The sequence below is a fragment of the Anaerocolumna jejuensis DSM 15929 genome, from assembly GCF_900142215.1.
Taxonomy (GTDB): Bacteria; Bacillota; Clostridia; order Lachnospirales; family Lachnospiraceae; genus Anaerocolumna; species Anaerocolumna jejuensis.
The window spans coordinates 489,852-503,313 of sequence record NZ_FRAC01000007.1; the positions used below are offsets into that span (position 1 = coordinate 489,852).

Here is a 13,462-nt window from a genome sequence, read left to right on the forward strand (position 1 = left end):
TATGGAGGAGAGGCATATGAAAATAGTACGTCCCATTATTATTGTACTTTTGCTGGCGGCAGATATCTATCTGATTGGCTTTGCACCGGAAAAAATAAAGGAGCCGCCCAAGGAAATCGAAGCTTCCAGGGTAACTGTGGTAAGTGCACCGGACCAGACAGAGAGCATGGAGCATCCGGATTTTAAGAAAAAAGAATATAAGCTGGTACTGCCGGAGGGCAATAATATTGCACTGAAAAAGAAAGTGACGGCAAGCAGCTTTGCAGACGTTTATACTCCCAGAAAAGTAACGGACGGAGATGCCCTCGCAGCATCCTACTGGGAAGGAAAATCAGATTATCCCAATTATCTTGCGGTGGATTTGGAGAGCAAGGAGAAATTCCATGCAGTAAGAGTTGCATTAAGTCCCTTGGCAATATGGGGAAAGCGAACCCAGACCTTTGCGGTGAACTTAAGCGACGACGGAAAGAATTTCACTCCCTTTATTGAAAGCAGACAATATACCTTTGACCCGGATACGGGCAATGAAGTACAGCTGCTCTTTGAGGATACCCAGGCAAGGTATGTACAGCTGGTATTTACAGAAAATTCAGGATCCGGCGGCGGCCAGGCTGCGGAGTTCGAGGTCTATCAGAAATAATTCCGGAAAAGGATAACCGCCTGAAAGGAAAGTCAGATTATAAGAAAAGCAAGGGGGACTGTACCCCTTGTATTACCAATAGCTCTATGAACTTCTGAGAAATCAGGCAGAAGCTTTATAGGGCTATTGGCAGTTAGATAAATCCAATGAAAATCTTTTAAAATCGACTTGACAGACGAAGAAAGATGATGTATTTTAATAATATAGACACCCCACGGGGGTATGGTAGTAACGCGGCTGCCATTCTGCTGCTTGCATCATTTATGTTTTTTGCAAAATGGGGAATATTAAAAATATATCACAAGCATTACTATTCATGAAAGGGGACACTATGAATCAGAAATTTTCTGTTACCGGAATGACCTGTTCTGCCTGCTCTGCGGCTGTTGAAAAAAGTGTTAAAAATGTGCAGGGTGTTAGCTCCGTTGTTGTCAATTTGCTTGGTAACAGTATGCTGGTAGATTATGACGGCGAAGCAGCCAGTCAGAATACAATTATTAATGCGGTAGAAAATGCAGGCTATCATGCAGCTGTCTTTGTAAAGGGAAACGAGGCAAAGAGCAGCGAAACTGCGGAGAATAAAGTACAGTCGGAATTAAAAGAAATGAAACAGAGGATTATCATTTCCGCCTGCTTTTTAATACCATTGCTTTATATTGCCATGGGACATATGTTTAAATTTCCTCTGCCCTCGATCCTCCACGGCGAAAAGAACAGCATAACCTTCGCTTTTCTGCAATTTTTACTGACCCTGCCTATCGTATATGTAAACCGTAAGTATTATCAGGTAGGCTTTAAAACCCTCTTTAAGGGTCATCCCAATATGGATTCCCTTATTGCCATTGGCTCCGGTGCTGCCATATGCTATGGTATATTTGCCATTTTCAGAATCGGGTATGGTCTTGGACATATGGATATGGACGTTGTAATGAGTTATTCCATGGACCTTTATTTTGAATCGGCAGCTACCATATTGACCCTTATAACCTTAGGGAAATTTTTAGAGGCCAGGTCAAAGGGCAAGACCTCCGAGGCAATCAGTAAGCTTATGGACTTATCACCGAAGACTGCCGTGGTGATAAGAGAGGGAAAAGAAGAAGAAATACCAATAGAGGAAGTTGCAATCGGAGATATCCTGGCAGTTCGGCCGGGCCAGAGCATCCCTGTAGATGGTGTAATTATTGAAGGAAGTACGGCAGTGGACCAATCTGCACTGACCGGTGAGAGCATCCCGGTAGAAAAGAGTGCAGGAGACAAAGTAATAGGTGCAACAATAAATAAAACAGGATACTTTCAGTTCCGTGCGGAAAAGGTAGGAGACGATACGACCCTGTCGCAGATAATTCAGCTTGTAGAGGACGCCAATTCCTCCAAAGCACCGATCGCAAAGCTCGCAGATAAAATCAGCGGGGTATTCGTGCCGGTAGTTATAACCATAGCTGTATTGGCAACTGTGGTCTGGCTGCTCACAGGAGCACCCTTTGAGTTTGCACTTTCCATCGGAATAGCAGTACTTGTAATTTCCTGCCCCTGTGCGCTGGGTCTTGCCACACCTGTTGCTATTATGGTCGGAACAGGAAAGGGAGCTAGCAACGGAATTCTGATCAAGTCCGCAGAAGCCCTGGAGATAGCTCATAAGGTAAATACCGTAATCCTTGATAAAACCGGTACTATCACAGAAGGCAAGCCAAGGGTCACAGACATTCTGACAGCAGAAGGTGTCAGCGAAGAAGAGCTTTTAAGGACTGCAGCCACCATTGAGAAGCCCTCCGAACATCCCCTGGCCGAAGCTATCCTGGAAAAGGCAAAGGAAATGGCTATTGAGCCTCTTGTGGTTACAGAATTTAAGGCGGTGTCAGGCAGAGGTATTATTGCAAAGGATCAGAATGAAACTTATTATTCCGGAAATCTCTTTATGATGGAAGAGCAGGGAATTGATACTGCAAAGCTTCTTAAGAAGGCGGAAGCACTCTCGGAAGACGGCAAGACCCCCCTGTTTTTTGCGAAGGGTGGTAAATTCTTAGGCCTGATAGCTGTGGCTGATGTTGTTAAACCTACCAGTGTCACTGCTATTAAGGAATGGAAGAGCCTTGGCATTGATGTGGTTATGCTTACAGGGGATAATAAAAAGACGGCGGAAGCTATCAGAAAGCAGCTGCAGATAGATAAGGTCATAGCAGAGGTGCTGCCTCAGGATAAGGAAAGTGAAGTAAGAAAGCTTCAGCAGGCCGGCAAAAAGGTAGCCATGATTGGTGATGGTATTAATGATGCACCTGCCCTTGCAAGAGCTGACGTGGGAATTGCCATTGGGGCCGGAACGGATATTGCAATTGAATCCGCCGATATCGTACTTATGAAGAGTAATTTAATGGATGCGGTTACAGCCATTGCCCTCAGTAAGGCAACCATAAGGAATATCAAGGAGAACCTTTTCTGGGCCTTCTTTTACAATACCATCGGTATTCCGTTGGCAGCAGGTGTGTTTTATAGTATACTGGAGTGGAAATTAAATCCTATGTTCGCAGCTGCCGCCATGAGTTTAAGCTCCGTATGCGTTGTCACAAATGCACTTAGACTTCGCTTTTTCAAACCAAAATTCAAAACGCTGTAAGGAAAAAGGAATAGAAAATCTTCCTGAAAATGTAAAGTGACGTTAAAGATGACAAACAGGTAATTTTGATATATAATAAAAGAAAGGAAGGCCGTGATTACGGCTGGGTAGAATGATGAAAAAAGTAATGAAAATTGAAGGAATGTCCTGCGGACACTGCCAGGCAAGAGTTGAAAAGGCTTTAAATGATATTAACGGAGTGAGCGCTAAAGTAAATCTTGGCAAGAAGGAAGCTGTAATTGACTATTCTGCTGATATTAATGATGATGAGTTTATCAATGCTGTTACCGACGCAGGATATGAAGTAGTTTCCATAGCAGAGAAGAAGGGGCTTTTTGGAAGATAGAACGGGGAAGAGATTATTATGAAAGCGGATAAAGAAAAGATTGCACGTCTGTTAAAAACTGCCAGAGGGCAGATAGATGGTTTGCTGAAAATGGTGGAAGACGACAGATATTGTATTGACATTTCTAATCAGCTGTCAGCTACCCAGGCAATCCTGCAAAAAGTAAACAATGAAATCATCCAGTCCCATTTAAAAAGCTGTGTAAAGGATAGCTTTGAACGGGGAAGCGAAGAGGATAAGGATGAAAAAATCGAAGAAATTGTGAAATTGCTGGATAAATTATCAAAATAATCCAGATTAAAAAGCAAAAGTAAATAAAGACTGCCGGTAAAACACCGTAAAAGAACAATATTCTTTATGTGTTTTACTGGCAGTCTTTTGTTGATTTGACATTGAACTCCTGAATGATAGCAGTAAAAAAAACAAATTATAATAAATACAATACGGATTCATTAAGTTATTCTTAAGTTTAGAAAATACACTTTTCATTTTACGAAAAGCTGTGATATAATTGTTCGAGATTTAACGCAAAATTTAAAATAATTAAATATTTTATTTCCTTTGTAATGGAAACATAGTATAATTAAGGATTATATAGGAGAGCAGGTATGGATAATCAAAAGAAAGAAGGCAGAGATTCCTTGGGGGAAACGGATGCGGAGAAAAATAAAGGCAAATGGTCTTCTTATACGGGAGACTTGGAAGCCGGCGTTAACAGCTATAGTGATGCGAATGACAATTTTATGCAGGAAGTGAATGCTTCTTTGGCACAGCAGATCAGCTCAGAGTTGGAGGATAATACTACGGATACAATAAATGAAATGAATAAGAAAAAGAAATTTCCGAAAGGATTAAAAATATTTACGATTATATTTTCAGGTATTATGCTGGCGCTGGCACTGCTGGTATTTACGCCGGGAGGGCAAAAACTGTTATTCAACCTGGCCGGCAATTATATATACAATAAACTGGATTACAATAAAGGCAACAAGCCGTCAGGTGAAGAAGTTAATAACAATGTAACACCTACCCCTGTTCCGGTAAAGCCTGATAAGGATGTAATTAACGTATTGCTTATCGGTGTGGAAGAAATCGGCGGGGCAACCAATACGGACTCTATGATTGTTGCTTCTATGAATACCAAGGACAAGTCGGTAAAGCTCACGTCCATTATGCGTGACTTATATGTACAGATACCGGGGCATAATAATAACAAGCTGAATGCAACTTATTCCTTAGGCGGTATCGACCTTTTATATCAAACGATAAAAGAGAATTTTGGAATAGATATTGATGGATATATGATGGTCAACTTCTCTTCCTTTGAACAGATTGTTGATCTGGTTGGCGGTGTAGATGTCACTCTGACAGCGAAAGAGGCAAGTTATCTGAATAGAACAAACTATATTTCCAACCCGGCCAACCGAAAAGTTCATGAAGGAACACAGCTCATGAACGGCAATCAGGCACTTGGCTATTGCAGGGTGCGTAAGGTATCTACCGGAACGGAAAATAATGATTTTGGCAGGACACAGAGACAGAGAGCAGTTTTAAATGCGATATTTGATAAGATAAAGAGTAAGAATCTGCTTCAATTAGGCCTATTAATGAATGATATGCTAAACAAGGTGAAGATTGATACGGATATAACAAATTCTGATTTCAATAATTATCTGCAATGGGGAGCAAGCATGAATTTAAAGGAACTGCAGAATTACAGAATCCCCACTGACGGAAGTTATGGCTCCCAAAGAGTGCCAATCGGAAAATACAATGTAGATGTTTTAGTACCAACGGATTGGGATGCAACCAGAGCTGAGATTCATAGTTTCATCTATGGTAGTGAAGAAACAGTCTCCAGTGATGAGGCAGTAACTCCAACTGACCAACCGGCATCAGGACAATAGAATAGTTTATATAAAATACCGTTATTTATTGCTAGCAGCTTTCAGGATGAAAATGCAATAAATAACGGTATTTTTGGGATTTGGAAATTGCAAATAGGCAGTTTTTCGCAAGGGGACGGCAGTTTGCACAAAATAGAAAACTTCCTGCTTCCTTCCAATGTATAAGAAGTCCTAATTCTCTGAAGCTTTTGTGCTGGACATATCATCAAGCAGATAACTCGTGAGCTCAGACAATCTGCTTGATGATATAGCACAAAAGCTTCAGAGAAAAGGACCTCTAATACATTTCCATAGGCACAGGAAGCTTTCTATTTTGTGCAAACTGCCTGTAGTTATATAGAAACAGGGATTTGTTGGGCAAATCCTAAAATTATAAATAAGTATGCGTTAAAATTAGAATTAAAGGTTGTATTAATATGTTGACATTTGTATATAGTAGTAGTAATATACGGATAGATATTTAGATAATTATCTAAATATCTATCCGTAAGAAAGGAGAAAAATTTATGCTTCAGATTATTAATTTGAGTAAAAGCTATGAAGGTAAAAAAGCAGTGGATAACCTCTCACTGGAAGTAGAAGCTGGTGATATATATGGCTTTATCGGGCATAATGGTGCCGGTAAAACGACCACATTAAAGGCTGTCTCTGGAATTCTGGATTTTGAAGAGGGAGATATTATAATTGATGGGATTTCTGTTAAGAAGGATGCTTTAAGCTGTAAGAAAAAGATGGCTTATATCCCTGATAATCCCGATATATATGAGCATTTGACTGGAATGGAATTTTTAAAGTTTATTGGGGATATTTATGAGGTGCAGAAGAGCGAAAGGGTGCTTCGGATAGAGAGATACGGAAAGGAATTTGAGCTGCTCTCGGCACTGTCCGATCCCATTGCCTCCTATTCCCATGGTATGAAGCAAAAGCTGGTGCTTATGTCGGCTTTCCTTCATAAACCCAGGCTTTTATTACTGGATGAGCCATTTGTTGGATTGGACCCTTCGGCATCCCATACCTTAAAGAATCTTATGAAGGAGCTGTGCAGTGAGGGCAGTGCCATATTCTTTTCCACCCATGTATTGGAGGTGGCGGAAAAACTGTGCAATAAAATAGCGGTTATTAAGGGCGGAAAGCTGATTGAATCGGGAGAGACAAATAAGGTTAAAGGCAATCAGAGCCTTGAGGATGTATTCCTGGAACTTACAAGGGAATAGGGGATTTACGAATATCCAATAAAGGACGGATATTAACGAATATCCAATGAAAGACGGATATTTACGAATATCCATAAAGGACGGATATTCGGGAAAGAGGATATTATGAGAGAATGGACTAAGCTTATCCGGCTGCTGAAGATTCAGTTTCCGGAGGTATTTGACCTGCCCTTTCTTAGGAAGGGGAGAAAGAAAAGATTAAGTAACAGCGTATTAATGGTATTCATTGCAGCATTTGTTATATTCCTTAGTTTTGTGTCCTTTCTTTACAGTTATGGGCTTGGCTTGGGATTAAAGTCGGCCGGCAGGGTGGATATGCTGATAGAGCTGGCGGCAGCCATTGCTTCTGTAGCCATCTTTTTTACTACGGTTTATAAAATCAGAGGGATTATATTTGATTTTAAAGATTTTGATTTTCTTTTAGCATTGCCGGTTAAATATACCACCATTGTAACAGGCAGATTGCTGCTTTTGTATCTGATTAACCTTCCGACTGCAATTCTTATAATGGTACCGGCAGGAATATCATATTGTATGCTCACCGGGTGGGATGCGGCTGCATTTATATATAATATAGCAGGAGCCTTGCTGCTTCCCATGCTTCCGGTAACCCTGGCAGCTATTGTAGGAATCCTGGCGGCTTTTTTTGCCTCCCGATTCCGAAATAGCAAAGTGATAAATATAATACTGATATTTATAATATTATTTGGCTTTATGGCAGTTCCTTATTTTGGCGGATTGGGAAGCCTGGATAGTATGACACAGATATATCCGCCTGCTGTACTTTACGAGAGTGCCTTTTGGAAGAAGGAAGCTGCGGCGCTAGCAGGGTACCTTTTAATTTCCCTTGGCAGCTTCGGTATTTTTTCCGTGGCGGCAGGTAAACGGTTCATAGCTTTAAATACACAACTGGTGAAGAAGACTGGCAGCAGAAACAGGAAAGGATTACAGGTTCGTACAGACTCTCCATTTTGTGCCCTCTATAAAAAAGAAGTGAAACGATATTTTTCTTCGGTTAACTATGTAATCAATACGGGCTTTGGAATGGTACTGTTAACAGTTTTGAGCATTGCTTCGCTTTTTCTTGCTCCGGATACGGTAAGCAGGCTTCTTAAGATGCCGGGGGCCATCGAGCAGTTAAAACAATTCTTACCGGAATTTATGGCTTTTTGTATAGCTATGACCTGTATCAGTGCAAGCTCCATTTCCCTGGAAGGAAAAAATCTCTGGCTTATAAAATCCCTGCCCTTGTCTGCCGGCAGGATATTTTGCAGTAAGATAGCTGTCAATCTTACAATGACTGCACCTTTGGCTTTCATAGATGTTCTTTTATTGGCTATTGGATTAAGGCTTACTGTTAAGGAAATTATTGTCCTTATGGTTTTTGATGTAAGCATTAGCGTCTATACCTCTGTTTCTGGTTTATTTTTTAACCTGCTTTTGCCGAAATTTGATTGGAGTTCGGAAATTACCGTTATAAAACAGAGTATGGCAGTGCTTGCATCGTTATTTACCGGAATTGTGGCAGCCATGGTGCCAAAGATACTCGCGGGGGCATTGCCTTCTATAGCAGGCTTTGCAGTTTTTTTAGCCTATGCAGTATTCCTGTTAGCGGTAAGCGGCCTTCTATACCTGGCCATTATGAGGTCAGGGGAGAAAAGGTTCAGAGCTTTTACGTAAGAAAAGACAGGAGGTCATAATGAATGATGTTTTTAAAGCCTTATCCGATTCTACAAGGCGAAAAATACTTGAGTTATTATCTGAAAAAGATATGAATGCAGGAGAAATTGCGGACTATTTTAATATCAGCAAACCGTCCATAAGCCATCATCTGGCCATTCTTAAAAATGCTGATTTAATCAGCGATGAAAGAAAAGGTCAAAATATTGTATATACCTTAAATACCACAGTTTTTCAGGATGTGGTCCGATGGTTTTTTGATATAACAAAGAATGAGGAACAAAAAGAAATGCAAGGGAATAAGGAAAAAGACGGGCAAGGAGAAAACAGGGATGAGTAAAAAGGCACATATTATTTTATGGATAGCGTCAGCAATATCATATATTGGAATTCTGATTCTTTACAATAAGCTGCCGCAGATGGTTCCGGTACACTGGGACAGCAATTGGGATATTAACGGCTATGCTGATAAGAAGTATATGTTTCTCATAGGCGCACTGCCTGCCATATTAAATGGGCTTTTTTATATTCTGAAGGAGATAGATCCCAGAAGAAAGAATTATGATCCCAAAACCTATGGGATTATCAGAGGGGCCATTGTTCTCATGAGTATATTTTTTACATGGGCCACTGTGGTTACTGCCCTAAAGATTAATTTGAATTTTAAATTGTTTCTTCCTGCTGGTCTTGGCATTGTCTTTATGGTAATAGGAAATTATCTTCCGAAGGTAAAGACGAATTTCTTTATGGGAATTAAGAACCCGTGGACTTTATCGGACGGCAATGTCTGGCGGAAGACCCATAAGGCAGGAGGATATCTCTTTATGGTCTTTGGAATCTTGATGGTTCCTATGGGTATTATAAATGAAAAAGCCTACAACTATTTTGTGATAGGCCTGTTGTTAGCCGGTATCATTGTGACAAATATATACTCTTATATCCTTTATGTCAGAATTAAAAGGTGATTAAGTAGAATAAAAAAGAAGGGGTCATTTTCTTTCGTTTGAAAGGTCCCTTCTTTTTCTGAAAAGATAACTATTGAATTTATGTGATAACTATTGAATCAGGTGTAAAAGCTCATGTTTGCATAATTCACACACAAGATTGTGCCTGCAAAATCCTCAGCCCAATCTTGCGGTGACAGGGACGGAATGGCTGTTAGTTTTAAAATACGTTGCATTTTTTGCTCCAAATACACATAGAAGAATTCAGAGTTTACATACGGCACCAGGATCAAATATTATAAATTCTTTAACCAGTCTTCATTTAGCCTGATTGCATCCGACATTGCCTCCCTGCCGGGAGCACCCTTTGTAGTACGTTTCTCCACACAGGTCTTAAGGGAAATCACATCGTAAATGTCAGACTCGAATACAGGAGATACAGCTTTAAATTCCTCCAGGCTTAAATCCTCCAGGGCTGCGCCTTTGCCGATGCAATGAATTACTAACTGGCCGATGATTCCATGGGCATCACGGAAGGGAACTCCGTGGTTTACCAGGTAATCAGCGGCATCCGTCGCATTGGTAAAGCCGCCCCTGGCACTGTTTTCCATTTTATCCTTGCAAAAGGTCGTGGTGGAGAGCATATCAGTAAAGAGCTTAAGGCATCCCTTTACAGTGTCCATTGCATCAAAGGTCAATTCCTTATCCTCCTGCATATCCTTGTTATAGGCAAGGGGAAGTCCTTTCATGGTGGTAAGAAGAGAGACCAGGGAGCCATATACACGGCCTGTTTTTCCTCTGATAAGCTCTGCTATGTCGGGATTCTTCTTCTGGGGCATGATACTGCTTCCGGTGGAATAGGCATCGTCTAATTCTATAAACTGATATTCATTGGTATTCCAGATTATGATTTCCTCGCAGAAGCGGCTTAAATGCATCATGATGATGGAGAAGGCACTTAAGCTTTCAATCAGATAATCTCTGTCCGATACGGAATCCATGCTGTTATTGGTTGCTCCATAAAAACCAAGGAGCTTTGCGGTATATTCTCTGTCAAGGGGATAGGTGGTTCCTGCAAGGGCACCTGCCCCCAGGGGGGAATAATTGCATCTTTCCAAGGCATCTCTTAATCTTTCGTAATCCCTTTTGAACATTTCAAAATAGGCCCCCAAATGATGGGAGAGTGTGACCGGCTGTGCTTTTTGCAGATGTGTAAAGCCGGGCATATAAGTATCAAGGTGTTCCTTCATAAGCTTAAGAAGAAGCTCCAGTAAATCCTTTAGAAGTACCTGAACATTTAAAAGCTCATTTCTGGTATACAGCTTCATATCAAGGGCAACCTGGTCATTGCGGCTTCTACCCGTATGCAGCTTCTTTCCCGTATCACCGGTTCTGTCAATGAGAATTGATTCTACGAAGCTGTGAATATCCTCCTTGGTCTCATCAAAGAGAAGCTTGCCCTCTGTCAGTTCAGCCTTTATTTGATTTAATTCCTTTATCAAAAGAACGGCCTCGTCCTTCTTTATGATTTCCTGTTCAGAAAGCATGGTCACATGTGCGATGCTTCCTTCAATGTCTTCCTTATAAAATTTACTGTCAAAGGAAAGGGATGCATTAAAATTATGAACCAATTCATCGGTTTCCTTCGTAAATCGTCCGCCCCATAGCTTCATGTTATTACCTCATTTCTTTCGTTGACTATGATTTTTATATTTAAAATTAATTAATTATACAATAAATATTATAATTATACAATAGAAAGATTTGAAATTACCACGGAGCACGCATGAATCTTTTAATTGCTGATTGGGAACGGACGATGATTTTGGCTTACCTTTCGTAATTTTCTCGTTCGGGGTTCCGAATTCCACTAAAATGCCAGCAGCTGTTCCTGGCAGGTGAAAATTATACCAAACTCGCTGGAAGGTTGTATTTGTGCAGGGCTGTGAGCTCAGACAGTGGTATAATTTTACCTAGGAACAGCTGCTGCCCTTTCAGTGTCATTAGGGAACTCCTCAATAGAAAATTACGAAAGGTAAGCCAAAATCATCTGGGGATTGGCAATAAAACCTTGGAAAGTTGTTGTTTTGTTTTGGTCTTATAGGGTTTTGGGCACAGCAACCGCACAAGACCAAATAATGGATATACACAGATGAGCAAGGGGGTTGTTTGGGAGATTTGTCTCAAGAGGTTCCTTATGACACTTAAGCGGCAGGAAACGTAACTAGGTAAAACAGTGCCACTGTTTGAGCTCGTTAACTAACACAGCCATATTTGTCACAGCGAGTTTGGCGCTGATTTACCTGCCAGTTACGTTTTCTGCCGCTTTAGTGGAATAAGGGTTCTCGCGTAACAAAACTCCCAAACAACCCCCTTGCTCATCGTCCGTTTCCACTAACTTCCTTCCTGCGTTTGTTGTGTTGAAATTACAGCAAAATGATTGAGAATGATGAGAGGGTAATAAATTAAAAGCACCGGGATGAATGAACTCCCGGTGCTTCCTTATTTGATATTTAGTTATTATAGGTTATAAAGCTTTGTATATTTATCAGTCAGGTAAGATACATAGTAGTCGGCATTCAAATCTTCCTTCATCATGCCTGTCAGTAGTTCGGAGGTATTCTTTGTAGCTCCATATTTATGAATGTGCTCTTTTAAGAATGCAACAATGGGAGCCAGATTACCCTGCTTTAAGTGCTCTTCCACGGGAAGCATTTTTGCCATGCAGCTGTATATCTGTGCGGAAATAGCGCTGCCTAAGGCATAGGAAGGAAAATATCCGAAGCTTCCGCCTGCCCAGTGGATATCCTGTAAGATGCCTTCCGCATCGTTTTCCGGTTCAATTCCTAAATACTCTTTGTATTTGCGGTTCCAGATAGCCGGAAGGTCCTTTACGGATACATTTTCCTCAAAAATCATCTTTTCTATTTCATAGCGGATAATTATATGAAGGGAATAGGAGAGTTCATCAGCCTCCGTACGGATTAAGCCCGGTTCTGATTTGTTGATTCCGGCAATGAACTGCTCAAGAGGAATGTCACTTAGCTGCTCGGGAAAATATTCCACTAATTTCGGATAGACCGGAAGCCAGAAAGCTTCACTTCTGCCCAGCATATTCTCAAAGAAGCGGGACTGGGATTCGTGGATTCCCATGGAGCTGCCGCCGCCTACCGGAGTAAGGGTTATGGCATCATCAATACCCATTTCATAAATGGCGTGTCCGCTTTCATGGATTACGGAGAAGATGGAGCTTTCCAGATTATTGGGATAAATATGTGTGGTTATTCTTACGTCCTTATTGTGCAGATTGGTCGTAAAGGGATGGGCGCTTTCGGCAAGAACTCCCTTGGAGTAATCAAAACCCACATAGGAGCTGATAAACTTTCCGAAGGCTAGCTGCTTTTCCTTATCAAAAGTCTGATAATTATAGGATTTGTCAATCATATCCTTCTTGTCCGTAACCTGTTTTAATAAGGGTACGAGGGAAGCTTTGATCTTGTCGAAGAAGATATCCAGTTTTTCCATGGAAAAGCCTTCCTCAAAATCATCCAGAAGGATATCATAGATTTTCCTGTCTCCTTTTTTGCGGTATGAGGCAAATTTCTTCTGGTAGTTTATGATTTCCTCAAGGGTTGGAGCAAACTCGTCAAAGGATTTATTCTTCTTAGCTCTTGCCCAGATTCCGGGAGCTTTGGCAGTCAGCTCACTGTAAGCCCTGTATTCCTGGGGAGGAATGGACTCCATCTGTTCATAGGACTTCTTCATGTTCTTTACAATTGCCTTCTGGTTAAAATCCAGGCTTTTTCCTTCTTCTTCGCCGGAAAGGACCGTTAGCAGCTCTTTGACTTCGTCGTTTATCAGGGTCTTAAAATATTCGCCGGATATCACGCCGATTGCCTTAGAGGTATTTTCTGCGGAAGCTTCCGGTGCCAGTGTTTCGTTATCCCATTCAAATAAGGTTAACGCTTCCCGAAAGGAAATATTTTTTTCAATATATTCACATAATTTAGCATAAGCTTTATTCATAGGTATCTCCTTTTTTGATTCATTTTTTCCAGTATATCATATGGTAAGAGCTGGCAGCAACTTAAAAAGAATGTTTTTATAATGTGTAAAACAC

Annotated in this window: 11 protein-coding genes; 9 read left to right on the forward strand and 2 right to left on the reverse strand. The window is 40.9% G+C overall.

The features are described 5' to 3' along the window. Window positions 1–16: 16 nt before the first annotated feature. From BUB77_RS05655 to BUB77_RS05695, 9 genes are all read left to right on the forward strand, one after another. Entirely contained in the window at window positions 17–640 is a 624-nt protein-coding gene (locus tag BUB77_RS05655) for a discoidin domain-containing protein (RefSeq protein WP_073273720.1), read from the forward strand. Window positions 641–971: 331 nt separating this feature from the next. Beyond that, window positions 972–3,251, forward strand: a complete 2,280-nt coding sequence (locus BUB77_RS05660; RefSeq protein ID WP_073273722.1) for a heavy metal translocating P-type ATPase — start codon at window positions 972–974, stop codon at window positions 3,249–3,251. A 112-nt stretch (window positions 3,252–3,363) separates the two neighbouring features. Next, complete coding sequence (locus BUB77_RS05665) at window positions 3,364–3,597, forward strand: heavy-metal-associated domain-containing protein (protein WP_242962382.1); 234 nt, start codon at window positions 3,364–3,366, stop codon at window positions 3,595–3,597. An 18-nt stretch (window positions 3,598–3,615) separates the two neighbouring features. Further along, window positions 3,616–3,888 carry a metal-sensing transcriptional repressor gene (locus BUB77_RS05670; RefSeq protein WP_073273725.1) on the forward strand — a complete coding sequence of 91 codons (273 nt, stop codon included), beginning with the start codon at window positions 3,616–3,618 and terminating at the stop codon, window positions 3,886–3,888. Between the two features lie 317 nt (window positions 3,889–4,205). Beyond that, a complete protein-coding gene (locus tag BUB77_RS05675; protein ID WP_073273727.1) occupies window positions 4,206–5,504 on the forward strand; it encodes an LCP family protein in 1,299 nt (432 codons plus the stop codon). A 506-nt stretch (window positions 5,505–6,010) separates the two neighbouring features. Beyond that, entirely contained in the window at window positions 6,011–6,718 is a 708-nt protein-coding gene (locus tag BUB77_RS05680) for an ABC transporter ATP-binding protein (protein ID WP_073273729.1), read from the forward strand. 105 nt (window positions 6,719–6,823) lie between these two features. Beyond that, window positions 6,824–8,398 (forward strand): hypothetical protein, encoded by a 1,575-nt coding sequence (locus BUB77_RS05685; protein ID WP_073273731.1) that lies wholly within the window; start codon window positions 6,824–6,826, stop codon window positions 8,396–8,398. Between the two features lie 19 nt (window positions 8,399–8,417). Beyond that, window positions 8,418–8,738, forward strand: a complete 321-nt coding sequence (locus BUB77_RS05690; RefSeq protein ID WP_073273733.1) for an autorepressor SdpR family transcription factor — start codon at window positions 8,418–8,420, stop codon at window positions 8,736–8,738. Then, window positions 8,731–9,363, forward strand: coding sequence for an SdpI family protein (locus BUB77_RS05695; protein WP_073273736.1), 633 nt, complete (start codon window positions 8,731–8,733; stop codon window positions 9,361–9,363). Before BUB77_RS05690 ends, BUB77_RS05695 begins: the two co-directional genes overlap by 8 nt. 275 nt (window positions 9,364–9,638) lie before the next feature. Here the strand turns inward: BUB77_RS05695 and argH are convergent, their stop codons facing one another. Together argH and BUB77_RS05705 are read right to left on the reverse strand one after the other, a co-directional pair. Next, window positions 9,639–11,015: an argininosuccinate lyase gene (argH, locus tag BUB77_RS05700; RefSeq protein WP_073273737.1), complete on the reverse strand. Its 1,377-nt coding sequence runs from the start codon at window positions 11,013–11,015 to the stop codon at window positions 9,639–9,641. A gap of 847 nt (window positions 11,016–11,862) precedes the next feature. Beyond that, window positions 11,863–13,368, reverse strand: coding sequence for a carboxypeptidase M32 (locus tag BUB77_RS05705; protein WP_073273739.1), 1,506 nt, complete (start codon window positions 13,366–13,368; stop codon window positions 11,863–11,865). Window positions 13,369–13,462: the final 94 nt, after the last annotated feature.